Here is a 26,191-nt window from a genome sequence, read left to right as displayed (position 1 = left end):
TTGGTGTAATTCTTAGCGCAATCGAGTGAGGATAATTAAGAATCCTTTTTTTCAACCCTTTCAAGTTTGTCTGTATATTCTTTTAATTTGGGCAATGCAACCCGAGCGTCTAAATAGTAACTGTCGAACAGAATTGGTGGCTCGGTAAATTCGTAGGTTAGCGTTCTACTGGAAAGTGAATTCTTAAGTAAGTCAGTCAATTCATTCGTTAGAGAAAAATAGTCTAGCATAAAGTCCTTGGTCAATTCACCTTCCTTCCAAACGCTAAAAGTTCCTTCCTCGGTATGCATCTCTCCATTCAACAACATATTTTTAATTTCATGGATATTTCGCACTGGATATTGAAAGATATTTCCGTTAAAAAGTCTGTTGCTTAAAACAATGCAGGAAACTATATGTTTAATTCCATCTGTTCGGATCTTAAGCTTTCTTTCTAATAGCACCATTAGTTCTCCACTTTCAAACATCCCACTAATTTTGCCAAGTTGACTTTCTGCTTTTTGGATATAGTCAAAAGTGGTTCGTAGATCATAGGGACTTACTGGGTGCAAAGATTGTTTACATTCAAAGATAAATAAGGTGTCCTCAAAAACAGCACAAACGTCAATATCCGTAACCTTGATGGATATTTCGGAGAAGCAAGGTATACCGACTTTTTCAAATGTCCTAGTCAATTCGGCAACTAGGTTTTCTCCAGTTCCAAGTAATGCGCTATTTGATTTTTTGTATTGCGAGGCATATAAATTCCTGATGGTATTGGAATTGGCAAAAATTGAAAGTGGCGTGATAAATTGATTGCTCAAAAAAAGTATGGGATGATATTGCAGGTCAAAGACATAATCTAATCCAGGTTCCCAACACACAATATCCAAGAACGATTCTATTTTTTCATTTGGAAACAACATCTCCATCATTTCATGGTATTGATCAAAATCTTGAACGGGAATAAGGGAGCGTAACAAAAGATCGGTATCAACTTTCTCTATCTTATAAATCTCCTTTGCAAACATCATATATAGCATTAGGTAAATCCTTCTTATCTTCATAAAGTCAAAGAGTGTTAAATCATCTTTGATGAGCACTTTTTTTAAATCATCTGGGGTTAGCAATTGTTCCTTGAATATCCCATATAGATAAACTACCTCCTCTTTAAAGAGGGCATCAGGCTTAATAAAATGTTCGATGATATAGGCATATACCGGCTCAGGAAACTCTAATCTATATCTTGGATAGTTATAGGTCTCGGTCTTTGCAAAGAACTTAAATTCTTCCAGCTCGTTAAGTTTATCAATAAATTCTTCAAGGGATATTGCATCGACCCCATCGATTCGATCATTTTCTGTTTGAATAGCTGATCTGATGTAACCTGCGCGTATCGATTTTTCAAAATCCTCAAAAGGAGGCTTAATGTAGAGTTGATTCTTTTCCTTTTTACAGGTGTACTTGAAACTATCTATCATTATTTCAAATTCTCTGAAATCCACATGGTAGCAAGCTGGAACTATTAATCTGTTTATAGAACCACTTTTAATATATTCCTCATCCACACGGGAGACATCAATGTTTGTGCTTTTAATCCTATCAGAATAAAAGTGTATCAAATAGGAAACTGCAGAAGCAATTTCTTCCTTCGTTCTATTCGAAAGCTCCGATAAATCATTGCCCTTTTCAGGATGATGGTTGGATAAAAACAGAAAATCCGTGGCGGACAATAGTGATTTGATAATTGATTTTCCCTTACTACTTCTTTCAAATGATTTGAATTCCTTGATTATAAATTGTTCAATGGCTTGATAAGAATCATAGATGCCAGAAAAGTTTATAATGCTTTCAAGATAATCATGGTCATGTGATGAAAAATTTTCAAACTCTTTACCTATTTCCAATAGTTCAGAGGCAAGAGGTTCGATGATGCACTTTTTGTTCACATATTTTGAATACCTAAAAAGACCCTTTCTACGTATGAAATCAAATGTTTGTCCCGGTTCATAAAATAAAGTGACAAGTAGCCTATTTCTAGTAACCAAATAATCTCCTTTTGAAATATGCAACTCTATATTATTTAGAAAACCCCTGAGGGTCTTTCTGGTCATTTTATATTCAAAATTCTTCTTGAGCTCCTTCTTTAGAATTACCTTATCAATTTTTTTAAAGTTTATATCGTCAAAGTTCATTTGAAAACAATTCGTTGTGGTTTTTTCCTTAATCTTAATCTCACTTTACTTACGTTCCTACCTATCCAATTTAAGGATAAAAATGATAAAACTTCTTCCAATTTCTTCATTGATTACTATTATTAATTTAATTGTATTTACCCAAAAAACAGAAGACACTTCAAGTAAAATTTATAGATGAAAATTCTATTTATTGCCATGAAAAATAGTCCCTATATCATGATGCACTTTTAGGTAATGCTGTTCGAGTTCCAATTCTGAAATCTTCAATGGTTTTGGCAATCCCCTTTCAATTGTTGGTTTCTGAAACTGCACCTTTCTATCCTTACCATCAGCAAATACCACAAACTCCCCTTGTTTCAACCGAAAAAACACCTCGGCCCTCCTTTTGGAAACCTCCTTCTCCCCTTCTGTTATCCGTCGTTCCAGATTCAGGCCTGAACTCTTGCTCACACTTCGGGTCGGAATTTTGACCAACTCAAAAAACCGCTCATAGTATCTTGCCGTATCAGGGTCGTTCACCTTACCAAAGAACTGATAGGATAGATTGGAAAGTATCGCCTTGCTCGCCTTCTCCCCGTACATCATATCATTTTGGATCTTGTCCTGAAGCACATATACACTCACGATGTCATAACTCCGCAAGGTTGCCGGTATGCGGTGCATGTTCAATAATCGCAAAGTCGAGGCTTCCTCCAACAACATAAAGGAAGCTTTCCGATGGCGTTGGCTCATCTGTTTGGATATCGTATGGATGATCGTGGCGATCACAGGAGAAAGGGAAGCATCCTTTTGGGGGTTATTCACTAAGGCAATGACGGAAGGGTGGTCTTCATTATTGATATCCAGGGAAATCTCATCTGCGGAAAGCACCATAAAAATCTTCCGCGTACTGATCTTTTTAAAACCATTGGCCAAGGTGCTGAGCACTCCAGCAGTTTGCCTTTCGGACCCGATACCACTGATAAAGGCATCCGCCATGGCCCGCGAAGTGATGTTCCCTTTTAAAAACTTGATCAAGCTCTTGGTGGCCAATTGTTGAAAAACGGCCATGAGATGGGGCAGGGTACAATAGTGCGGATAATCCGTCTTTAATCGCCAAATCAATCCACTGATCAAGCCCTCGGCTGCATCCTTAAAAAAACGGGAAGTACTGTTCTCATCGGAGTCCCTATGTTCCATCAAGTTCTCCAACAGCACCCGGGACACCTCATGAACACTTTCTTCATCCGGCAAATATCGGGGAGCAATGGGATTGACCCGATTATAAATAGGCCCAAAAGAAACAATCTTAAAGGGGATCTGCTCTCCATCCCACAACGGATATGCCATTTCAGTGATCTCAAAATCCTTGTAATCATGGATGACCCCGGAGAAATGCTCCTTTTGAAAATGCTTTAAAAAATTATAAATGACACTCTCCGTCTTTCCACTCCCTGCAGAGGCCATCACCGACACACCTCGCCTAATGTTTCCTAAGACCAACGGCCTCCCCTTTACCTTCATTTTCACCTCAAAGACCTTGGAGGGTTTCTTATTGTCTTTGTAGTGGTCCACCAAACCATAGATTACCACATGGACAAAAACCAGTGGCAACCATAGGACCAATGCCCCCTTTATAAAATCATCCCATCCTCCTACTAAACCATTGGCCACCGCTAAAAGAATAATTCCCAAAACCCAAATGACAAACCCATATTTGAGATACCGATTGGCCAAATAAGAAATTCCTCCCCCTATCACCATACCAGATACAATTTCAATCCATCCTAAACTTTCCATATCTATATTATTTATATTCCAATCGATCCCGACTCCAGGGCTTTTCCGATACCTTTTTTGAGTTGCATTAGGGTCTTATACGCCAACTGAGCTTGGTTCGTGGGGATGCTCGGCACCTTGACCCCTGCCTTGAACAACAATTGTTTGGCGGCCTGTTTCTCGTTGGAAGGAAGCCCTAAAAGGGTTGCAAAGAATTGTTTGGGATCCTTGTCCAAGAGGTTTCGGGCATGGTAGGTCTCCACAAAGTTCCTCCGGTACCCAAATTGTCTGTCAAAGCTCTTCTCCGCCGCCCGATAGAATTTGTCCCGGTCAAACCCCTGTTTGACCTTCTCCCCATTGAGGGTGGTTTCCGAGGTCCGGAACTTGGATCCTGGTGAGAGGCTATGGGCGTTGGTGATATCCTTCCGGCTGACGATGATATGGATATGGCTCTGGTGGCCTTCCTTTGTCATTCCGGGAACGATGCGCTTGCCATTTTGTTTATGGGGCGCCTCCGTTTCCAAGACCTGTATTTTTTCCTTAAGTTTGGCCATGTCCCCTTGCTCCCTACCTTCTTTGATGGCCCTGACCTGGTGTTGCAGCTCCAAGATCTTGCTGGCATAGGCCTGGTTCTCCTTGACTTTCTTGTCCTTTTCGGAATAGGTGCGTTCCCGTTCCAACTTCGCGAAATAGAGCACATCCTTGACCGTCACCTCTTTGTCCCGATAAAAGGAGGCTGCATAGGTCTTCATGATTTCCCGGCTGTACTCTTTCAGCTTTTCGGGGTCGTTGCCGATATGGTTGAGCTCGCTTTGGGAGGGACTGACCATGATAGAATAAAACTTGGGATCTTTCTTGCTGAGTTTGGAGGTATTGGCATCGATCTCGGCAACGACCCTTTGGGCATCGATGTCATTTTCTGTTTGATTGAAAAAGAGTTCTTGCTCTTCTAATGCCTTACCTTCGTTCTCCTTTTCGAGATACTTGACAAAATCACTGGCACTGCCGTGATATTTATCCCCCAAATGTTGTCTTGTGATGGCGATGTACATGCTTATAGATTTTTGAGTTTGGTGCGGTACTGTTCAATGGCCCCTGGTTTGAGGTCCAATTTGAGGTGGTCCTTCCCGAAGCGGTTCTTGGTCACGGACACATGGTCCAGCACATGGTTAAAATCAGCTTTCAATTCTTCCAACTGTTCCTTCAGGCGTTCATGTACGATCTTGGGCACCGTGGTCTCCTTGTCCAGGAGTTCGGGATTGGTGGGGGTATTGATCTCGGTCAGTTGTTTTTCAAAAAACTCAAAGTCCCCCTCCCATTCCTCGCCTTCTTCAGACTCCAGTTCCTGCTGAAAAAGAGCCTGTATCATACTGACCGTGGGAAGGGTCTGTTCCTTTTCGATACTCCGCATGATGGCCACCATGGCATTGAATCGCCTTTTGATCAGATATTTAAGGCTTGCAATGGTCTCGTGCATCCGTTCATCGGGCGATATACCATTATGGTCAAAGAACTCCACCATGGTCAACAAGGTCATGGAATGGGACTTTCCTTGCCGTTTGGAAAAGCTCCGAAATTTCAGGGCCACCGAGATTTTTATCCTCAGTCCCGCAAACGTTTCTTTTTCGTATCCTTTATCCATTTTTTCAACAAAAATTCCTTGGTTTTACTGGGCCCGGCCCATTTTTTCAACAAAAACCAAAAGCTCAAAATTTTATAAAATACCCAAAACACCCATAAACATGGGCCTTGCGGAGCAACTATGATCGGTAGCGTTGCGCCAGCACGCTATCCTCTTGCTTCTCCGATTTGTCCCGAAGGGACAAAATCGTATCGCTCAACATGGGTCAAGGCCCAGTTGCCTAATCTGTAAAAGTCAAATCGATGGGTACGGAACAAGGAAAGTCAAACTGATCTACCAAAGCAGATCAAAATAATTCCGCACCTAAAATGCTGTTGAAAACCAACCCTTTAAAGATAGAAAAACCAAGGTTCAGGACATAAAAAAAGCCCATCATAATGGATGGGCTTCGATGGTGTGTTTTGGGTTTTACATATTGAATACAAAATCATAATTGTATAGATTTCGCATGGCTTCATCTTCCAAGAGGGCATCATAGTCCTTATCGTGGGTTTCTGCAAATTGGCGCAGTTCGGTCCCGGAACGGCTTTCCACATCTTCTTTGGATATGGAAAGCAAACGTTCTTGGGTTTCGCTATCGAGATTGGTAAAATTCAAATAGACCATAATTCAATGCTTAAAAACTTCATTGTTTATAAATCATAAAGGCTAGGATCAAATCCATCGGGATAATACCTAGGGTCGTTTTGTTCTTCCAACCATTTTTCAAATTCCGTCATTTCTGTATTCGCTGTATTCGCTTCCATGACCATTGGATTAAAGAATTCCATTATCAGCAAAACTGTAATACCTACCATCAGGCGCAAGGATGATATGGTCCAAAACCTTGACATCAAAAAGCTGTGCGGCTTCTTTGATCTTTTGGGTCAATTGTTTGTCCTGATAACTTGCCTTAAGTTGACCAGAGGGATGGTTATGGGTCAAGATAATCCCAACGGAAAGGGTCTTTAGGGTAATGGCAAAAAGGATGCGCAGATCCACCATGGTACCCGTGATGCCCCCATGGGATAATGGATAGATACCCTTGACCTTGTTGGACTGGTTGAGCAGCACGATCTTAAAGGTCTCGTGCAGGCCTATGGTCTTGTTGTCCCAATTTTGGAACAATAGATTCGCCACCTCATTGGAGTTCGTCACGGACAGGGATTTCAGGGTACTGAGCTTTTCCCGATAACTGATCTGTATTTCATTGACACGGTGTTCCATTTCAAATATGTTAAGGATGAAAAAAGAAAGGGATGCCCAAAGACTGGACACCCCCTATCCATTTTACTCGGTGGTATTGTTATCACCACCACCCAAAAGCAGGATCTCACTGGCCACGACTTCGGTCACATACTTTTTATTGCCCTCTTTGTCCTCATAGGATCGGGAGGTCAATTTCCCTTCGATGGCAACTTCCTTGCCCTTGGTCACAAAACCTTCGATGATGTCGGCCAGTTTTCCCCATGCGATGATGGTGTGCCATTCGGTATTGGTCACCCGTTCCCCTTCGGAGTTCTTGTAATGTTCATTGGTGGCCATGGTGAACCGTGCCACACGTTTCCCCTTTTCAAGGTCTGTAATGGTGGGATCCTGCCCCACATTTCCGATAAGTTGCACTTTGTTTCTCAATGTACTCATGATAAAAAGTTTTAAAGGCCTGCTATCTTCCAGTATGGATAAATCAGCAAACAGGGTTAAAAATTTCCCCTCTATTTTTTTGGTCATTGTTTCCCAAATTTTAAGGGGCGTTTGTTTGCTTCTTACGTGCGTAGCACAATAAAAGAAGGGGGTTCTGTCAAGGCTTTTGGACAGAAATCGGGAGGCTCCGCGACGTAGCAAAACCTTTAGGTTTTCAAGGAAGTGGAAACCCTATTTATGGACAAAACCTGCCTTGGCCTTGACAGGTTCGATAAGGGCCCTAGGAATTCCATCCGACCCATTGGCAAGGGAGCGTACGGGAAGTTAAGCGACTGCAGGCGATGGTGTCCTGATTGGAAGTCCTTGGGCCCTGCCCTGTTTTTCGATGCCCCGAAAAACAATCAGGGCTTCTTTTATTACGGGACCCTTAAAATTTGATGGGCGGACAAGCGGATTTGCGGCCTTATAGGCAAAACCCCAAGAAGGGTTTGCAAAGGAAGGACGCACCAAAAATCCGTTTGGGCGACTTCCGTTTTGCCCAAATGAAGTTTCATCAAACATTACGACAATAAGGGAACAAAAGTATTGGAGTTACCCTACGACCGGGTTATTTTTCATCTACAGTGATAAGCATTTCGTAATTGTTCGGATAAGATTCTTTATGCCCGGAAGCTTTCATATTGTCTCATAAGTCCTGTCGCCGTTTCTCGAAGAATCAGACCCCTAACCTTCCTGAAGTCCCCTCCAAAACAAGGAAAGTTGTTTGGGTGTCTCAACCTGCGAAGCGTCTCATGTACAATTTTATTGAAGGTCTTGGCCAACCATGGAGCTGCCAACAACGGCTGAAATATAAGTTAGCCCAAAAAATAGTTCCTCTTTGAAACTAAGTGTTCCACTTCATCCGCTGAAGTCGAACAGCATTCAATATTGCCAATAAGGCAACCCCCACATCAGCAAAAACTGCTTCCCACATCGTGGCTAGGCCTCCCGCTCCAAGGATGAGCACAAATGCCTTCACGCCAAAAGCGAGCCCAATATTTTGCCAAACTATCTTTCGGGTGGAGCGTCCTATTTTAATGGCCCGTGCCATCTTGCTCGGTTGGTCGGTCTGAATGATGACATCTGCTGTTTCAATGGCCACATCACTACCCAAGCCTCCCATGGCAATGCCCACATCGCTGATGGCCAGAACGGGCGCATCATTAATGCCATCGCCCATAAAGGCCACTTTGGTGTCTGATTGTTTTTTGAGTTCTTCGACTTCGCCGAGCTTATCTTCTGGTAATAGGCCGCCCTTTGCCCAATCAAAGTTTAACTTTTTCGAGACTTGTTGCGTTATGGAATCTTTGTCACCCGAAAGCATTATGATTTTCGAAATCCCGGCATCCCTGATTTGTTGGATGGCTAGATGGGCATCTTCCTTGAGTTCATCTGCAATGGTAACATAGCCTGCAAATTTTTCATCAATGGCCAACATTACAATAGAATCTACAATATCATCGGTTTCTGGAGGCACATCAATGTTGTTTGAGGCCATTAGCGCTTTATTGCCCACCAGCACTGTTTTCCCATTGACCGTTCCCCTTAATCCCTTTCCGGCAACTTCCGAAACATCGGTTGCCTTTATATCCGTTCCTTCGGCTTTGTATTCCAAAATTGCTTTTGCTATGGGATGGGTAGATTGTTCCTCCATGGCCATCAAGTATTTCATAAACTTGGCTTCCTCAAATTGGGCAGTCTTGATCTCCTTGATTTTAAAAACCCCTTTGGTAACGGTTCCCGTTTTGTCCATCACTACCGTGTTCACTTTGGTGATTGCTTCCAAAAAAGATGCACCTTTGAAAAGAATCCCATTTCGGGATGCCGCTCCCAGACCACCAAAATAGCCGAGCGGAATGGAAATGACCAAGGCACAGGGACAGGAAACCACAAGGAATATTAAAGCGCGATAAAGCCAATCCCTAAATACATAGTCATTTAGAAAAAAGTAGGGCAAGAACGTTAATCCAATGGCAAGGAAAACTACAATGGGCGTATAAATTCTCGCAAATTTTCTGATGAACAGTTCTGTCTTTGATTTTCTGGCTGTAGCGTTTTGTACCATATCCAAGATTCGAGTGATGGAACTGTCCTTGAATTCTTTGGAGGTTTCTACATCGATAACACCCTCAAGATTAATACTTCCGGCATAGACTTTTTCGTCTCTATTTATCGTATCGGGCTTACTTTCGCCAGTAATTGCCGCCGTATTGAGAGAAGCTCTTTCGGATAAGAGAATGCCGTCCAAGGGGATTTTCTCCCCCACACGTACTTGTATCCTTTCGCCAATCTCGACGGTTTGGGGATTTACGGTAACGAAATTCCCGTTACGAAGCACCAAAGCTTCGTCCGGTCGCGCATCCAAAAGGGCCTTAATATTTCCCTTTGCCCGATTGACTGCTGCATTTTGGAACAGTTCGCCCACGGCGTAAAACAACATTACGGCCACGCCCTCTGGGTATTCGCCTATGGCAAAGGCCCCTAGAGTGGCAATGGACATCAGGAAAAATTCAGTAAAGAAATCACCATGCTTTATACTGTTCCAACCTTCTCTGATGACAGGGAAACCAACAGGCAAATAGGCAAGGGTGTACCATGCGATCCTTATCCAGCCCTTGAAAAACGGGAAAGCATCAAAATAGTCCACTGCTATGCCGATGATGAGCATTACAAAACTGAAAATGGCCGGTAAATAGGTCTTGAATTTAGATACACCTTCAGGACCGCCATGGTTATGGCCACTCTCGTGTCCGTGTTCGCCTTGGCGTTCCTTTGAACCTAGATCACGTAGTTTTACTTTTTTCTTTTTCATAGACGGTAAGGTCGTAATTAGTTTCGTGCAACGGAAGTGCATTTATTGACCGCTGCATTTGTCGCAGATTCCCTTAATGACCAAATTGGCATTTTCTGCCACATACCCATCAGGTAGATTGATATGGGGAATCTTATGCTCAGTGAGACAGACCGTTTCATCACAGTTATCGCAATGAAAGTGCAGGTGCAGATCTTGTTCCATTTCACAATTGCAACCTGGTTCGCACAGGGCATACTTTGAAATATTGGTGCCATCATCTATTTGGTGCACAATGCGTTTTTCCTCAAAGGTCTTCAGGGTCCGGTACAATGTGGTTCTGTCCGCTTTTGAGAAAGCGTTCTCCATATCGGTCAGGGCAATGGCCACTTCCTTTTCAGCCAAATATTTATAGATCAAAATACGCATCGCCGTTGGGCGTACACCTTTATTTTCCAATGTTTTTTCAATGTCTGTCATCATATTGTAATTTTATCAATGGCTATGTCCCGCATCCCCTTTTTTCATTTGGGCCATTAAATAGTAGGCATTGTTGTATGCAAATGTAGTATTTGGCCCAACGGAATCTACAAAATCGATGGCGACCCAATCCCCGTCATTTGGGCCTGTGTTAATTTCGACAGGTTTGAAGCTCCAGTCATTGCCTTCACGCTCCGCTTTAAAAATATACTTCTTTCCCTCGTTCGAACTTATTGCACTTTCAGGCACCGCAACGGTCTCGGATTTTTGGATTTCAATCCGTCCTTCAACATACATCCCTGGAATCAGCTGCCCTTCCTTGTTCTCGATTTCAGCATGGACGTGTATCGCTTTGGGATTTTGCTCGAAAGTTTTCCCTACGGAATAAATTTTCGCAGTAAGTTCCTTTCCGGGAATGGATTGTACATTGAAGGATACTTGCTGGCCTACCTTTACTTTGTACACATCCTTTTCAAACACCATTAAATCGGCATGGACGTGATGGGTGTCAACGATTTCAAATAGGTCGGTCTGCGGTTCTACGTACTGCCCGGTCTTCACCGCTACTTTTTGGACAAATCCCTCAATGGGACTTCGCAATGCCACCCGTTGGTAAATCGTACCGTTTCTGACCCCGGATGCACTAATGTTCAATTGTTCCAACTGTGCTTCCAATCCTTTTGCTAGGCTTTGGGAGGCCCGGTATTCCGCTTCGGCCTTTTGAAAGTTGGCCCCGCTGCCCACCCCGGCATCATACAGGGTTTTTTGTCTTTCAAATTCCTTCTTAAGAAACTGGCTGTTACTGTAGGCGTTCAGGAAATCGGTCTGTTTCTGGATGATATTGGGGTGGGACAGATAGGCAACCGTTTGACCTTTGCTTACTTTGTCGCCTTCAATGACCTCTATGGACACCACATTGGCACCCACGACGGTAGTAATGGTCGCTTCGTTCTGTGGTGGGACCTCCAGTTGGCCATTGGCCTCCACATATTGCTTCATAACACGTGGGGCAACGGTATCGATTTTCATGTTAAGGTTGCGGAATTGCGTTTCCGTTAGCATGGCTTCTTTGGCTTCACCTTCTTTGTGCATTTCACCCACTTCAGGATTTTTTTGCTTTGCTTCCTCAGTATCGGCTTTGGAATTCCCACAGGAAGTAAGAACCAAGAGCATCGTCACGAGCCCGATAACGCTATATTTAAAAAGATTGTTCATTTGTCTATTGTTTAAAATATTGTAGTTCAAATACTGATTCCAGATAGTTGTCAAGAGCGTCAAGTGCATCCGTTTCCGTGTTTATGGCATCCCGAATAATCTGTGTGAACGCTGCATAGTCCACCGCACCCTCCGCGTAGGCCAACAATGCTCCCCTGCGCTGCTCTTGGGCAAGCGGCAAGGCCTTGTCCCTATAAAATTGCCACGATGCGCTCCATTTCCGATAGGCTTGCACCGCCTGCCGATATTCGGATTGCAGCTGGCGTTTGGTATAATCCGCATTGGTCTTTGCGATTTCACTTTCAATTTTGGCGGCCTTGGCTTGACTACGCTGTCCACCTGAAAACAAAGGAACCGAAATGCCGGCTTGATAGGTGTAGAACCCGCTATTGCCATTGACCTGTTGCAGTCCGCCCTGAAGGTTGAACTTAGGCAGCAAGTCAGCCCGTGCCGCATCATATGTCGCCTCGGCCTCTTCGATGCGCCTTTGTGAAAGTTCCAGCTCTGGGTGTTTTCCCAAATCCCCGTCCCATCCCAAAACCGTTACCGCACTTTCATCAAGCTTTTCTGGAACGGAATAGTAGATGTCCGAAACCAACCAAAGATTGAGCTTTTGCAGGGCGATGGCATAATCACTTTCGGCCTGTTGCAGTTGATTGTTGATTTGTAAGGCCTGATTTGTGGCCGATGAATATTCCAGCCGGGAAATGGCTTCTACCTTGAAGTTGAGTTCTATTGCTTTTTTAAACTGTGAATAAATGGAATCCAGTTCACGGTACAGTTCAAATTTCTGTCGTTGTCGATAGGCTTCTGACCAAGCCTTTTTGACCTCCTGTTCCACTTGCAGTTCGGAAAGGTCAAGAGCTGTCTCGGCCAAAGCGATGCGTTGTCTCTGCAAACGCCTTTTTGCACGGATGCTTAAAAGGTCGATATTCTGTTGTCCAACCCCAACCAAGGTATAAATTCCTTGTCCGTCCACAATTTCTTCGCCACCTGTGAAGACCTGGGTATTGCCAAGGTCGTAAGCCATACCTTTTAGGGCGGTTTGTTTTTGGACCTCCCATTGTTTCGCTTTCAACAGCGGGTAGTTTTTCTTGGAAACTTCCACCGCCTCTTCCAATGAAATAGCGGGCAGTGAATCTTTAGGCTGGATCTGCCGTGCATTTTCAAAACCTTCTTGCGCATGCATTTTGGCAGGCAGTGCGGTGGCGAACAAAAGAAGGACCATGACCACAGGGGTAACCCATTTCGGGTCGGGTTTACTCATCCGTTCCGAACGTCCCTCGACCCATTGGTAAAAGATGGGTAGGATAAAGAGGGTCAAGAGGGTCGAAGTTATCAAGCCACCAATGACCACGGTGGCCAAAGGTCGCTGTACCTCTGCCCCGGCCGAAGCCGAAACGGCCATGGGAAGAAACCCTAAAATATCCGTAAAGGCCGTGAGCATAATGGGACGAATCCGTCTTTTGGTGCCTTCTATAATTCTACCTTTAAGATTGGTCACGCCTTCTTCCTTCAGTTCATTGAGACCACTTATCATGACGAGTCCGTTCAGAACGGCCACGCCAAAAAGCACGATAAAGCCGACCCCCGCGGAAATACTAAAGGGCATATCCCTTAACCAGAGGGCGAACACACCGCCAATGGTGGCCATCGGGATGGCGAGGTAGATCATCAAGGTCTGTGGAAATGACTTTAGCGCAAAATAAATCAATATGAAAATCAGGAACAAGGCAATAGGGACAACAGTTTGCAATCTATTGCTGGCGCGTTCCAGATTTTCGAAAGCACCACCATACCGAATGTAATATCCTGTGGGCAGGTCAAACTGGGCATCCAATTTTTCTTGGATATCCTCTACAACGGATTTTACATCACGGTCGCGAATATTGATGCCCACATAGGTCCGCCTATTGGTATTGTCACGGCTTATCTGCATGGGGCCGGGTTCATAACTTACCTCGGCAATTTCCCGTAATGGGATTTGCGAACCATTGGGCAGGTTGATGAACAGGTTCTGGATGTCCTCGATGCCTTGCCGGTTTTCCTTTTGAAGTCTTACGACCAGGTCAAACCGTTTTTCACCCTCGAAGATTACGCCCGCCTTTCCTCCTGCAAAGGCGGCCTGTACCACTTTATTGAGCTGTTCGATCTTTAGACCGTACTGTGCCAATTTATTGCGGTTATAGTCAATGGTGATTTGTGGTAGGCCGTCCGTGGCCTCAACTTTCATATCTGCCACACCGGGAACGGTGGCAATGATTTCCCCCATTTCCTCGGCCTTGCTTGCCAATATGCCGAGGTCTTCCCCGAACAATTTAATGGCCACATCCTCACGAACACCCGTAAGCAATTCGTTGAAGCGCATTTCGATAGGTTGGGTAAACTCAAAATTCACACCGGGAACGATACTGATGGCCTCCTTCATTTTTTCCACCAATTCATCCTTGCTTTCTGCAGATGTCCATTCATCCGTTGGTTTGAGGATAACGAAGACATCGGCGATATCCATGGGCATCGGGTCCGTTGGTACATCGGCGACACCGATACGGCTGAGAACGGTTTCCGCTTCGGGAAATTCGGCCTTCACGATACGTTCAATCTTTGTCGTGGTTTCGATGGTTTCCGACAGGGAACTGCCGGGTTTCAAGATCGCGTGAAAGGCAATATCACCTTCGTCCAATTGAGGGATAAACTCACCACCCATTCTCGTAAAGGCGAAAATGGCAATGGCAAAAAGGCCAATGGCAATGCTTACGACCACTTTGGCCTTGGAAAGTGATTTGGTCAACAACGGTTCATATTGCTGCTCAATCCAATGCACGAACCTATCGCCATAGGATTGTTTTTTGGATTTTGGCGGCCGTAGGAACAATGCCGAAACCATGGGCACATAGGTAAGGCACAATAGCATGGCCCCGATCATGGCGAAAATGAAGGTGAGGGCCATGGGCCGGAACATTTTCCCTTCGACGCCCTCCAAGGCTAAAATGGGCAGGAACACGATTAGAATGATCAGCTGGCCAAAGAAAGCGGCGTTCATCATTTTTTTGGAGGCCTTGGCGGCGATGTCATCCCGTGTTTCTGCACTAACGCCATTCTTTTTGACCACATAGGAGTACATTAAAAAAACGGTGCCCTCTACGATGATCACCGCACCATCCACAATGATTCCAAAATCGATTGCCCCCAAGCTCATCAAGTTTGCCCATACGTCAAAAACATTCATCAGAATAAAGGCAAACAATAGGGATAAGGGTATGGTCGAAGCCACAATGAGTCCGCCACGCCAATTTCCCAATAACAAGACCAACACGAAGATCACGATAAGCCCACCTTCCAAAAGGTTCCCCGTTACCGTGCCTGTTGTCTCGGCGATCAATTCGCTGCGGTCAAGGAAAGGTTTGATGGAAACACCTTCAGGAAGGGACCGTTGTATCTGTTCTACCCGTTGGCTCACATTTTCAATCACCTCATTGGAATTAGCCCCCTTGAGCATCAAGATCATTCCGCCCACGGCTTCGCCTTTACCATCTTTGGTAAGCGCACCATAGCGTACCGCACTTCCCATGCTTACCTTACCTATATCCTTCACTTTGATGGGAATGCCATTAACGGCCTTGACCACCATGTTTTCAATATCAGATATGGTCCTGGCCAGTCCTTCACCACGAATGAAGTTGGCTTGATGGTTACGCTCGATGTAGGCCCCACCTGTATTCTGGTTGTTGTTTTCAAGGGCCGAGAACACTTCTGTAATGGTTATACCAATGGCGCGAAGTTCGTCCGGGTCAACCGCCACTTCGTATTGCTTTTTGTTTCCGCCAAAGGCGTTTACCTCGACCACGCCGGGTACCATGGCCATCTGTCTCCGTACAATCCAGTCCTGCATCGTTCGCAGTTCCGTTGCCGAATATTCACCTTGATGTTCATCATCTACTTCAAGGGTATATTGATAGATTTCACCCAATCCCGTTGAAATTGGCCCCATAACGGGTTTGCCAAAGCCAGAAGGGATCTGTTCCTGAACCTCGGGCAGTTTTTCGGCTACAAGTTGTCTGGGCAAATAAGTGCCCACCTCATCGTCAAATACAATGGTCACCACAGAAAGCCCAAAACGGGAAACAGAGCGGATTTCCTTGACATTGGGTAGGTTGCTCATCGCAACTTCCACGGGATAGGTCACGAATTGCTCAATATCCTCTGTTCCCAGATTAGGTGATTGAGTGATGACCTGCACTTGATTATTGGTGATATCCGGTACGGCATCGATGGGAACTTGGGTCATGCTATAAACGCCCGCACCAATCAATGCGAGGGTCAGCAGACCTATAATAAATTTGTTATTGATTGAAAAATCAATGATTCTGTTGATCATATAAAATGTGTTTTAATTCAGTTGAACCAATGCAATAGGGTTGCAAGTATGAGGGAACAGGTCTTTGAAAAGTTCAAAGTCCATAAACCTCATAATCGGATATAGCTATCCTGTAAAACTGAATTAAACCTGTGGAGGTTGAAATAGTGGGTCGGTAAATTCCTTGCCCAATCCTTCAAAATGGGTGAAATCCTCTTCAAGGTAAGTCTCTTGAAGCGGCTGGAATCGAGCTATACCAAAATCCACCGTGTGCACATGGCAGCAATGGCAGTGGCAAAATGGTGAGCATAGTTCACAATTCTCGCTGTGTTCACCATCAAATTGAACCAGATAAACACCTTGGGAGTCTTCTGTTACGTTACCCGCATCACTGCAAGGAACCACATTGAGTGCCAACACGTAGATGGATAATATGACGGTAAAAAATTTCACTTTGCAAAGATAACAAAACTTTGGTGCAACTGCATTGCAAAATCCGGAAAGGACCTATTGAAGATTTAGTGTGTGGAACCAAGAGCATTCCATTTCAAATTTCAAAGGATGATCAAATGGGGCAATCCGGACCATCCAAAATTCAAGACAGGAAATTTCCAATCCATACCGACCCCCAAAAGGCTATGGTCTATACCAGAGTACGTCCCAATCCCAATTCGTCTGGAAAAAATCAAAGTATCCAAGAACGCTCATGATAGCCGAAAAAATAAATCACTGCTGGAACAAGCCACTACAACTGCCATGGATCACGAAACAAAGTACAGTTGGCAAGTGGAACAAGCAAACGTTCCTTGTAATGGACAAGCTGTCCAACTGACCGTAATAAACGGTCTTAATCATAGTACAAAATGGTGGCTTATAAGATTTAATTTATGTAGTGGGCAGTACTAAAGGCCACGTCCGATGTATAAAAGTCCTATTCAAACGGGGCAAGTTGACCTGTAATGGGATGCTTCCTTGAATGATAAGCCAGTCGTTCCATAAACCGGTCATAAAAAAACAATTTATTTAAGCATTTGCTTATATAATGATATAACCTTATCTTTAATAAAATTTTTATCATGGCCCTTGAAATAAGTTGCACCCGCGCCGAGGCGGATCAAAAGCAGTTGATGCGCTGTCGCGAGACACTACGGATGAGTTCGAATTCAATCAACACTATTGGTAAGGTACTGGCCCTAGCAGGAAATGAGACCAGATTGAAGATTCTTTTCCTGCTGAACAAGGAAGGTGAGCTCTGCCCTTGTGATTTTTCAGATATACTGGAAATGACCGTACCCGCAATTTCGCAGCATATCCGTAAGATGAAGGATGCTGGTCTAATTACCTCCAGACGGGAAGGTCAAACCTTGTATTACTCACTGGTAAAAGGCCAAAGCGAGGTGTTGGAAGGCATATTCAGCAGGCTTCAGGAAAACAAAAAAGTTGCATAGAATGAACATAGAAAGATCATCATATTCAGCAATGTTCACTGGAGTTTTTACAGCGATCACAGCTTCATTATGCTGCATCACACCTGTGCTTGCATTGATTGCGGGCACCAGCGGAATGGCATCTACCTTTGCATGGCTGGAAGCTTTCAGACCATTTTTTATAGGCCTGACCGTATTGGTACTTGGATTTGCCTGGTACCAGAAGCTAAAGTCAAAATCGCAGCAAGAAATTGATTGTGCCTGTGAAAATGATGTAAAACCTTCTTTTCTACAATCAAAAAGGTTCCTGCTGTTTGTTACCCTCTTTGCGGGACTGATGCTGGCATTTCCATATTTCTCAGGGCTTTTTTATGCCCAACCGACCAAGGAAATCATATATGTGCAGCAGGACAACATGGTAGATATAACCTTTACAGTGGAAGGAATGACCTGTTCCGGCTGCGAAAACCACATTGAGAGCGAGGTCAACAAATTGGACGGTATCGTTTCAGTAAAAGCAAGCTATGAAAAAAGCAATACTACAGTTAAATATGACCGTACCAAAGTTACGGAGCAACGAATCATAAAGGCCATCAACAATACGGGCTATAACGTTTCCGAATAATATGGATACAAAAATATTATCTACCATTACCTGTCCGAAATGTGGGTACCAAGAAGAGGAAGAAATGCCAACCGATGCTTGCCAGTACTTTTATGAATGTAAAAACTGTCACGAAGTAATTCGACCTAAAGAAGGCGATTGCTGTGTTTTTTGTTCCTATGGCTCTGTCGCCTGTCCACCCATACAGAATAAATCTTCCTGTTGTTGACGAGAATAGTGGTAGACCAACCTTTTCACAACCATATATTGCAGATAAAATATAAATTATGATACCAAAAGATTTAAGCCAGGACATCAAAACGAGACTTCAAAGCATCAATGGACAGGTAAACGGTTTGGTCAGGTTATTGGACGAAAGTTCCGACCCCGAGAAGATTTTGGTACAGTTCAAAGCAGTGAAGAACGCCTTGGACAAGGCACATCACCTGCTCCTCGATGAGACCTATCGAAAGACCCTCGCCATCAAGATATCTGAGACTGTCGAGGCCTGTCCAGGAAATTGCGGCAATGAAGAACGTATCGAATTTATACGAAAGCAATTTCCAGATTTGGAATTGGACAGCCTAACGGAAAAGATGAAGGAGATAGATGCGCTCAAGGCCAAACTCGAAAACCACAAAAATGCCTGACCTCCCCATAATCAGAACCGATTTGATGGCCTGCACGATGCGGGCTTTTTTTTTGAAATTTTATTTGGAGACCACCCTACCCATCATTCTACCTTTGATGCATTGTTTGAATTCCATGTCGTGTACAGGAAATTTTAAACTATTTAAAAAACAGAAACATGAAACGTCAAGTAGAAGTATTTACGGCCAATTGTCCGGTCTGTGACCCCGTGGTCAAAAAGATAAAGGAACTGGCCTGCGATACATGTGAGGTAACGACCTATGATCTGATCAGGCAATGTGAGGACAAGACCTGTCTTGATAAGTTGGAGAAATACGGCATCAAGAAAGTGCCTGCTGTGGTCGTGAACGGTGAGCTCTTGGAGTGCTGTAAGGATTCGGCCATTACCGAAATGGAATTGGTGGAAGCAGGAATTGGCAGTCATAATTGAAAAGTGTTTGCATATGATTTGTAGAATATTCCTGAACATTCGCTATGTCAAATTGATATTGCTATTGGCCATATCAGGATCGGTGATGGCCCAGGGCCACGGCCCCCTCTATGGGCTACAGACACCGACCCTTGCCAAAGGCGGGGTGGATTTGAACGTGGCCGGGATGAGCCTAGGCACAGAAACCGAAACCTCCTATATGTTGCGCTACCTATTTTCCTATGGCATTACAGAAGATCTACAGGTAAACCTTACCACGCCCACACTGATAGAACGGTTGGGCGAGACGCCAAGGACACGGGGCAATAGCAATATGCCCGCCAATGGGGATATCGAGGCTTCCCTTTGGTACCGTTTTTTCTCGAACGCCTTTGGTGTGGGAAAGCGGTTTGAGTCCACTGCCATCGTGGGTGTTTCCGCTCCTACCGATAATGTCAGGGGACAGGTCAATGTCGGCAACGCTATACATGCGGCCATTTCCACGGGCTATGCCTCACGCACTTGGTATGCATGGATCGGTGGCGGTTACCAATATTATTTTGAAAGAGATGACGAACGATTGGGCGACCTGCCCTATGCGAGTGCCGTTGTGGGGTACCGGCCCAATATCTTTTTGGGTGATTACCCAAAACCCGATTGGCGCATCTTTATCGAATCATTGGCCGAATTCCCTGGAGGCAATAAAATTGATGGACAACTGGATTTGAGCGATACGCGCAGTACAAAGGTTTTGGTGGGACCTTCTTTCCTAGGACTTTACGGTGCTTGGGGCATATCCTTTGGTGCGATGGTTCCAGTAGTACAGGATTTGACACCCGGTTCGGTAAAAGAAAGGTATCGGATTGCCGTAAATTTAAGTTATTGGTTGTAAACACAGTATAAATTAAAAAGCACATAAAATGAAAAACATCAAAATGATGGCCCTGATCGGTATTTTTGGAATAGGCACGATAAGCGGCCAAATCGCCAGGGTTGACCAAGAAGTCTATGGAATGGACTGCGCGCCCTGTGCCTATGGATTGGAACGCGGGTTGAAAAAGATGGACGGGCTTCAGGAGGTTCGCGTCAGCCTGAACGATGGAAAAGCGTATTTGGGATTGGCCGAAAAGAATGACCTTACCTTACGTAGCATTCAGGAAGAGGTCAAAAAGAACGGTTTTTCGGCAAAGAAAGCCGAAGTGGTTCTAATGGGTAACGCAACGAAAGAGGATGGCCAATGGTACATCGAGACCGATAACGAACGGTTTGCGGTATCGCAGGATACATCTATCGAATTGGTTCAAAAATTGGCGGTGGGCAGGACAACGCTGAGTGGCACGGTACAGGATGAAGATGATGATAATCTCTCGGACCAATGGGAGATCATACTGTCCAAAATAGAATAGGCCTTATGAAAGTAATTCTCAAAATGGTATTGGGCACCAGCTTGGTAGCGGCCCTTCTTCCGGTAATGTGCTGTTTGGCCCCGACCTTGTTGTCGGTCGTGGCGGGACTGGGTTTCTTGGGTGGGAATTTTGAATGGGTGCATCCCGTGCAGCCCTATCTGACCACTATTTCGGCAGGAACGCTTGGGTTCGCCCATTTTAAAAACATCAAAAATGAAAGGAAATGTGGGAATGCAGGTCCTTGTCAAAACCATGGACAAAAGCACCTCATTAATTCGTGGACGCTTTGGACCGTTACATTTCTGGTTTTAATACTTACGATAGTAAACTATGGATATGAATATTAGACCCGCACATATTATTCAGGTTGTTTTTTTACTGTCCCTTATGTCAAGTTGTGAGCAGCCCGAGAAACAATGGCAGTTCGAACGGAAGATCATGCTGCCCGAGAAAGCCCGACCCTTGGCTTTGGCCAAAGATGGTGATGCGATATGGTTTTCCGATCCTGATTATTTTAGGCTTTACAAGATCGACCGGGACGGAGAGCTGTTGGATTCGATTACTGGTATCCAGCGACCAATGAACATCCATATTGACAATGGCACCCTGTTTATTCCCGAATTTTTGACGGACACCATCTGGCAATATAGAGATGACAAAAGATGGCCTTTGAAACTATCCAAAAGACCACAGGCCCCATCAGGGGTTTCCATTTACGGAGATACAGTTCTTGTAGCCGATTTTTATAACCACCGAATCATCGTACAGACACTGAATGAATGCTTCACTATTGGTAGGCAGGGGCACAAAGATGGGGAGCTGTACTATCCGATAGACGTAAAGATGAAGGATAACAGGATATATGTGGCCGATGCGTACAACAGCAGAATACAGGTATTCGGGTTCAATGGAACACACCTAAAAACCATTGGTGGAAATGAAAAAATGAACGTCGCTTCAGGTATTGCAATGGGGGAAAGGGAGTTCGCAATTACCGACCAGGAAAATAGTAGGGTGCTGATTTACGATTTTGACGGAGTATTGAAACAGGTATTGACCGACCATATCAATTATCCAACGGATGTTCTGTTCGACGGGAATTACCTTTATAGCACGAATTTTAAGGAAAACTCAATTTTAATCTGGTCCAGAAGATAGTGACATAAATCGGGGTTAATTCACTGGCTCCTAAAAAGGAATATTTTTCATAATAATAGAACTTTTTTTTATAAAAAATTTGGTTTTTAATAGAGAATATAGAAAGTGACATCGGCTACGGTTTTATGCCCTCCCTTGTCCGAGAAATATTTTCCCGGTTTATCTTTGGGCAGTATTGATCGGAATAGGTTCTACACCCCATTATTTGGCCATCAGTGCACCCGTACCTACCTGCCTTGGGTCAGGTTTCAAGGGCTGTTTGAGGGTCGAGATCACCTCCAGACTGTAATGTCCGAACTCCTCGGTCACAGTTCCGTGGCATAAATAGATGCCCTTTCCGTGAATGGGAGTGGATGCCATCGTTTGGGGGAAGTGTACACAATCAAAAAAGTGGCCTTCCAGATCGAGCATGGTGGTAAAGCGCATGGTGTCCCCTTTGGACGTGGTGTTCAAACGGGTATGTACCAGGGAACCATAGATCCAAATCTTTTGATTGACTTGGGCCCCAAAATCACTGGCGGTCAATCGGCTCCTTACCTTGCCATCCATGAGTTCGTAATATCCACATAACGGAAAGCCCAAGAGTTCCATTTGGTCATAGGCATCCTCATTGGGATGGGAAGGTAAATTCGGCAATGTAAAATGCCTGTGATTGGGTTTAAACAGCTGTTTCTGGACAGTTTCCTTTCGATGGGCCTTGGTCTTGAACACGGCCTGCCAAAGCAGTTGTTTCTTGGGCACTCCAAAGACACGAAAGGCATCGATACGCACCAAGATGGTCAACTGTTCAAGGGCAATGGGGATACGGTCGATAAAATCATCAAAATTCCGGAATTTGCCATGGAGTTGCCTTTCGTTGAGGATGCGTTGGATGACCAAACGTTCCAAACTCCGAAGTTGTCCCAGTCCCAAATAGATGTGTTTCCCATAGATAGCATTGACATGGTCACTGCGGTTGATACAGGGCGGATGGATAATTCCTCCCCACATTTTAGCCTCATGGACATAGAGTTCCGTATCATAGAACCCTCCCCCATTGTTGAGCACAGCCACCATAAACTCCAGAGGGAAGTAGCATTTCAGATATAGGCTCTGGTAGCTCTCCACGGCATAGGAAGCCGAATGTCCCTTGGCAAAGGCATAGCCCGCAAAACTCTCGATCTGTTCCCAGACCATTTGGGTCAGGGCAGCATCGTGACCCCTTTGCTTGCAGTTTTCAAAAAACTTCAACCTGACCGCCTGGAACTCTTCCCGGGAACGGAATTTTCCGCTCATCCCCCGTCTCAGGACATCGGCTTCTCCAAGGTCCAATCCTGCAAAGAGGTGTGCCACTTTGAGCACATCCTCCTGATAGACCATGATGCCATGGGTCTCCGGCATGATTTCCAACAGGATGGGATTGGCTTCCTTGCGTCGTTCCGGTTCACGTTCCCTTCGGATGTATTCATCCTTCATTCCAGAGGAGGACACCCCGGGACGGATCACGGAGCTGGCCGCCACCAGTCCCAAATAGTCATGGGTCCGCAATTTCTTCATCAGACCCCGCATGGCCGGGGATTCCACATAATAGGCCCCAATGGCCCTCCCTTGGCTCAACAGTCGGTTGATGTTGACATCCTGCTTCATCGCCTCCACGCTCTTGATGTCCCAAAGCACGGCATCCGGTTGGTTGCACTTGATGACTTCCACTGCCTCCTTGATCTTGGCCAATCCCCGTTGCCCTAGAATATCAAACTTGAACAGGCCCACATCCTCGGCAATGACCATATCGAACTGTACCGTCGGGAACCCTTTGGGTGGTAGTGTCGTGGCCGAATAATAATGCTCAGAACGGTCCAGGATCAGGATGCCCGAGGAATGCACACTGATGTAATTGGGCATCCCATGGATATAGGTGGCGTATTTGAGCACCAATCGGGCCAGTTCGTCCAAGGCTCCCTGCTCGTACCGACCCGAACTAAGCTTATCGATTTCCTCGGTGGGCAGGCCGAACACCTTGCCCAGTTCCCGAACGGCAGCCCGGTACTTAAAGGTGTTATAGGTGCCCAATAGGGCCACATGTCCGAAACGCTTGAAGATATAGGCCGTGACATCATCCCGGTCCCAAGTGGAGAAATCAATGTCAAAATCCGGGGGCGAGGCTCGAAAGGGATTGATGAACCGTTCGAAATAGAGGTCCAGTTCAATGGGATCCACATCGGTGATCCCAATAAGGTAGGCCACCAGACTGTTGGCCCCACTTCCCCTACCCACATAGGGATAACCCTTGGACTTGGCATATGAGACGATATCATGGTTGATCAAAAAGTAGGACACAAAATCCAGCTCCTGGATGGTACGCAGTTCTCGGAACATACGTTCCCTGACCTTTTTGGTCGGATGGGCATAGCGTCGGGGCAGTCCTTCCAAGGCCAGTTCCCGCAATCGTTCCACATCCATGGCCTTGGATGCTAAAAAACGGGACTGGTTTTGGGAAACCCGTTCACTTCCAAACCCAAAGGCAATTGTACAGGAGTCCATTAGCCGCTGTGTGTTCTCCAAAATATGGGGAACATCGGCCAAAGCCCTTTTCAATTCCTCCATGGGCCGAAGGGTATCGGTGGGTCTGGCCTCCTCAGACTGGGGGAGTTTGCTCAATAGTGTGTTCAAGCCTATGGCCCGAAGTAACCGATGGGTATTGAAATCCTTTTTGCTACGAAAGCTCACGGGCTGTAACAACACCAATCTGTCGGTATAATCCCGATACTTGGAGAACCGTAATTTCCGGAGCTCTTCCACGGATACCCCAATGTACTCATAAGCCCGGAAGTCCGTTCGTTCCTCTTCCTGTATCTTCTCGAAAGGATAGATGACATGGACATGTTCAAATATTGGAGCCACGGAGGGAATGGATGTTCCCTTATGCAAATGTTCAGAAAGAAAGGCATTGATTTCCCGAAACCCCTCATTGTTTTGTGCCAGGCCCACAAACTCCTGTACGTTACCGTTGCGAAAATCAATCCCCAAAATGGGACGTATCCCCTGTTCGTTGGCCAATCGCACAAAGTTCATGCCCGCCGAACTATTGTTGATGTCGGTCAGGGCCAAGGTTTCCACCCCATGGGAACGGGCCAACTCCAAGAGCTCTGTTTCGGAGAGCACCCCGTAGTTCAAAGAGTAATATGTATGACAGTTCAGGTACATTATTGCTGTCTATGGGCCAATAAAATGGGAGGCTGTCCGTCAAAAGGGTTTCCGCCCCTTCCAATACTGTGTGCCCCCATGGCCGAGGCCCGCATCAGACTGGATTCCCCAAAACGGTTCCGTACCCGGTCCATGGCCTGGTAGAGGTTGAGCAGTTTTTCATCATCGGCAAAAAGGTCTATCTGATAATGCCCTCCCACGATATGACTGTAGTTGACCCCAACAAGTCGGATCAGCATCCTCCGGTCATAAAGGGAGGTAAAGAGTTCCTTCACCAAGGGTACCAACACATGGTCCGCAGCCGTATAGGGAACCCGTTTCTGCTTCGTATAGGTCTTAAAGTCACTATATCGGATCTTCACACTCACACAGCCCGTCATCTTGTTTGCCCTTCGGAGTTGGTAGGCCAGGTTCTCCGCCATGGCGAACAAGGTAGTCTCCAATTTGACCATATCGGTGGTATCCTTCCCATAGGTCCGTTCCGTGGAAATGGACTTCCGTTCATGAAAAGGGACCAAGGGGGAATTATCCAGCCCTTGGGCCCGCATCCAGATGGTCCGTCCATGCAGGCCAAAGGCACTTTCCAACATTTCCAAGGGCAGTTCCTGTACGGTCTGTATGGTGGTCACCCCCATATTGGACAACAATCCATAGGTCTTCTCCCCCACCGAGGGCAGTTTACGGATGTGCAGGGGTGCCAAGAACTCCTTTTCCAGTCCAAGGTCAATCTTCATCTGGTTGTTGGGCTTGGCCTCCCCTGTGGCCACTTTGGAGACCACCTTGTTCTGGGACAGTCCAAAGGAAATGGGCAACCCCGTTTCCCTCAGAATCCGTTGGCGCATTTCGGAGGCATACTTATAGCAGCCAAAGAAGCGGTCCATCCCCGAAAGGTCGGCATAGAACTCGTCCACACTGGCCTTTTCAAAGACCGGCACGCTCTCCTTGATGATCTCGGTCACATTGTCCGAAAACTTCATATAGGTCCCTGCATTGCCCTTGATGACGGTGGCCTCTGGACACAATCTCCGGGCTACTTTCATGGACATGCCTGAATGCACCCCAAAGCGACGGGTCTCATAACTGCAGGCCGCCACAACCCCTCTATCCCCCAACCCTCCGACCAAAAGGGGCCGCTTCAACAAACGACTGTCCAACAGCCGCTCACAGGAGACGAAGAAGGTATCCAAATCAAGATGGAGAATGGTGGGTTTCATAAAAATTATTGGATTTATTCCTATTTATTGGAAATTATCCAAATGTACTGAAAGTGA

25 protein-coding genes are annotated in these 26,191 nt (G+C 45.4%); 11 read left to right on the top strand and 14 right to left on the bottom strand.

Going from position 1 to position 26,191, the window contains the following annotated elements; genetic code table 11:
* Positions 1–35: 35 nt before the first annotated feature.
* The 7 genes from AB9K32_RS10705 to AB9K32_RS10675 form a co-directional block, all read right to left on the bottom strand.
* Positions 36–2,174 carry a hypothetical protein gene (locus tag AB9K32_RS10705; protein ID WP_369885160.1) on the bottom strand — a complete coding sequence of 713 codons (2,139 nt, stop codon included), beginning with the start codon at positions 2,172–2,174 and terminating at the stop codon, positions 36–38.
* 186 nt (positions 2,175–2,360) lie between these two features.
* Complete coding sequence (locus tag AB9K32_RS10700) at positions 2,361–3,956, bottom strand: type IV secretory system conjugative DNA transfer family protein (protein WP_369885159.1); 1,596 nt, start codon at positions 3,954–3,956, stop codon at positions 2,361–2,363.
* 11 nt (positions 3,957–3,967) lie between these two features.
* Positions 3,968–4,987: a MobB family relaxase gene (gene mobB, locus AB9K32_RS10695; RefSeq protein WP_166248569.1), complete on the bottom strand. Its 1,020-nt coding sequence runs from the start codon at positions 4,985–4,987 to the stop codon at positions 3,968–3,970.
* A gap of 2 nt (positions 4,988–4,989) precedes the next feature.
* Positions 4,990–5,577, bottom strand: coding sequence for a BfmA/BtgA family mobilization protein (locus AB9K32_RS10690; RefSeq protein ID WP_369885158.1), 588 nt, complete (start codon positions 5,575–5,577; stop codon positions 4,990–4,992).
* A gap of 408 nt (positions 5,578–5,985) precedes the next feature.
* Positions 5,986–6,183: a hypothetical protein gene (locus AB9K32_RS10685; protein ID WP_151890964.1), complete on the bottom strand. Its 198-nt coding sequence runs from the start codon at positions 6,181–6,183 to the stop codon at positions 5,986–5,988.
* A gap of 150 nt (positions 6,184–6,333) precedes the next feature.
* Positions 6,334–6,783 carry a JAB domain-containing protein gene (locus AB9K32_RS10680; RefSeq protein WP_151890963.1) on the bottom strand — a complete coding sequence of 150 codons (450 nt, stop codon included), beginning with the start codon at positions 6,781–6,783 and terminating at the stop codon, positions 6,334–6,336.
* Positions 6,784–6,846: 63 nt separating this feature from the next.
* On the bottom strand, positions 6,847–7,200 hold the full coding sequence (locus AB9K32_RS10675; RefSeq protein WP_275615331.1) for a single-stranded DNA-binding protein: 354 nt from the start codon (positions 7,198–7,200) through the stop codon (positions 6,847–6,849).
* Between the two features lie 237 nt (positions 7,201–7,437).
* On the opposite strand from AB9K32_RS10675, the gene AB9K32_RS10670 reads away from it, so the two are divergent.
* Entirely contained in the window at positions 7,438–7,638 is a 201-nt protein-coding gene (locus AB9K32_RS10670) for a hypothetical protein (RefSeq protein ID WP_369885157.1), read from the top strand.
* Positions 7,639–8,083: 445 nt separating this feature from the next.
* Here the strand turns inward: AB9K32_RS10670 and AB9K32_RS10665 are convergent, their stop codons facing one another.
* The 5 genes from AB9K32_RS10665 to AB9K32_RS10645 all read right to left on the bottom strand — a co-directional run bounded on the left by AB9K32_RS10665 (position 8,084) and on the right by AB9K32_RS10645 (position 16,535).
* Positions 8,084–10,051 (bottom strand): heavy metal translocating P-type ATPase, encoded by a 1,968-nt coding sequence (locus AB9K32_RS10665; protein WP_369885156.1) that lies wholly within the window; start codon positions 10,049–10,051, stop codon positions 8,084–8,086.
* 42 nt (positions 10,052–10,093) lie between these two features.
* Positions 10,094–10,510 carry a Fur family transcriptional regulator gene (locus AB9K32_RS10660; RefSeq protein ID WP_108246765.1) on the bottom strand — a complete coding sequence of 139 codons (417 nt, stop codon included), beginning with the start codon at positions 10,508–10,510 and terminating at the stop codon, positions 10,094–10,096.
* 15 nt (positions 10,511–10,525) lie between these two features.
* A complete protein-coding gene (locus tag AB9K32_RS10655) occupies positions 10,526–11,725 on the bottom strand; it encodes an efflux RND transporter periplasmic adaptor subunit (protein ID WP_225604884.1) in 1,200 nt (399 codons plus the stop codon).
* Positions 11,726–11,729: 4 nt separating this feature from the next.
* Positions 11,730–16,103 (bottom strand): CusA/CzcA family heavy metal efflux RND transporter, encoded by a 4,374-nt coding sequence (locus AB9K32_RS10650; protein ID WP_369885155.1) that lies wholly within the window; start codon positions 16,101–16,103, stop codon positions 11,730–11,732.
* A 123-nt stretch (positions 16,104–16,226) separates the two neighbouring features.
* On the bottom strand, positions 16,227–16,535 hold the full coding sequence (locus AB9K32_RS10645; RefSeq protein ID WP_090294754.1) for a DUF6660 family protein: 309 nt from the start codon (positions 16,533–16,535) through the stop codon (positions 16,227–16,229).
* 108 nt (positions 16,536–16,643) lie between these two features.
* On the opposite strand from AB9K32_RS10645, the gene AB9K32_RS10640 reads away from it, so the two are divergent.
* From AB9K32_RS10640 to AB9K32_RS10595, 10 genes are all read left to right on the top strand, one after another.
* On the top strand, positions 16,644–16,988 hold the full coding sequence (locus AB9K32_RS10640; protein ID WP_369885154.1) for a hypothetical protein: 345 nt from the start codon (positions 16,644–16,646) through the stop codon (positions 16,986–16,988).
* A 245-nt stretch (positions 16,989–17,233) separates the two neighbouring features.
* Positions 17,234–17,530 (top strand): ArsR/SmtB family transcription factor, encoded by a 297-nt coding sequence (locus tag AB9K32_RS10635; RefSeq protein ID WP_369885153.1) that lies wholly within the window; start codon positions 17,234–17,236, stop codon positions 17,528–17,530.
* Position 17,531: 1 nt separating this feature from the next.
* The gene (gene merTP, locus AB9K32_RS10630; protein ID WP_072882310.1) at positions 17,532–18,134 is read left to right on the top strand and encodes a mercuric transport protein MerTP; all 603 of its coding nucleotides are present in this window, start codon (positions 17,532–17,534) and stop codon (positions 18,132–18,134) included.
* A gap of 1 nt (position 18,135) precedes the next feature.
* Positions 18,136–18,342 (top strand): GDCCVxC domain-containing (seleno)protein, encoded by a 207-nt coding sequence (locus AB9K32_RS10625; protein WP_072882309.1) that lies wholly within the window; start codon positions 18,136–18,138, stop codon positions 18,340–18,342.
* A gap of 58 nt (positions 18,343–18,400) precedes the next feature.
* Entirely contained in the window at positions 18,401–18,763 is a 363-nt protein-coding gene (locus AB9K32_RS10620) for a metal-sensing transcriptional repressor (protein WP_072882308.1), read from the top strand.
* 158 nt (positions 18,764–18,921) lie between these two features.
* Positions 18,922–19,194: a thioredoxin family protein gene (locus tag AB9K32_RS10615; RefSeq protein ID WP_369885152.1), complete on the top strand. Its 273-nt coding sequence runs from the start codon at positions 18,922–18,924 to the stop codon at positions 19,192–19,194.
* A gap of 13 nt (positions 19,195–19,207) precedes the next feature.
* Positions 19,208–20,065 carry a hypothetical protein gene (locus AB9K32_RS10610; RefSeq protein WP_369885151.1) on the top strand — a complete coding sequence of 286 codons (858 nt, stop codon included), beginning with the start codon at positions 19,208–19,210 and terminating at the stop codon, positions 20,063–20,065.
* 28 nt (positions 20,066–20,093) lie between these two features.
* Positions 20,094–20,579 carry a heavy-metal-associated domain-containing protein gene (locus AB9K32_RS10605; RefSeq protein ID WP_369885150.1) on the top strand — a complete coding sequence of 162 codons (486 nt, stop codon included), beginning with the start codon at positions 20,094–20,096 and terminating at the stop codon, positions 20,577–20,579.
* A gap of 5 nt (positions 20,580–20,584) precedes the next feature.
* Positions 20,585–20,926, top strand: a complete 342-nt coding sequence (locus tag AB9K32_RS10600; protein ID WP_225604890.1) for a hypothetical protein — start codon at positions 20,585–20,587, stop codon at positions 20,924–20,926.
* The gene (locus AB9K32_RS10595) at positions 20,916–21,737 is read left to right on the top strand and encodes an NHL repeat-containing protein (protein WP_288933038.1); all 822 of its coding nucleotides are present in this window, start codon (positions 20,916–20,918) and stop codon (positions 21,735–21,737) included. Before AB9K32_RS10600 ends, AB9K32_RS10595 begins: the two co-directional genes overlap by 11 nt.
* A 201-nt stretch (positions 21,738–21,938) precedes the next feature.
* Here the strand turns inward: AB9K32_RS10595 and AB9K32_RS10590 are convergent, their stop codons facing one another.
* Complete coding sequence (locus AB9K32_RS10590; protein ID WP_369885149.1) at positions 21,939–24,920, bottom strand: DNA polymerase III subunit alpha; 2,982 nt, start codon at positions 24,918–24,920, stop codon at positions 21,939–21,941.
* Positions 24,920–26,134 carry a DNA polymerase IV gene (dinB, locus tag AB9K32_RS10585; RefSeq protein WP_369885148.1) on the bottom strand — a complete coding sequence of 405 codons (1,215 nt, stop codon included), beginning with the start codon at positions 26,132–26,134 and terminating at the stop codon, positions 24,920–24,922. Before dinB ends, AB9K32_RS10590 begins: the two co-directional genes overlap by 1 nt.
* Positions 26,135–26,191 lie beyond the last annotated feature (57 nt).

Source organism: Allomuricauda sp. XS_ASV26, assembly GCF_041224615.1.
Lineage (GTDB): Bacteria > Bacteroidota > Bacteroidia > Flavobacteriales > Flavobacteriaceae > Flagellimonas > Flagellimonas alginolytica.
This window is presented reverse-complemented; position numbering and strand designations above follow the sequence as displayed.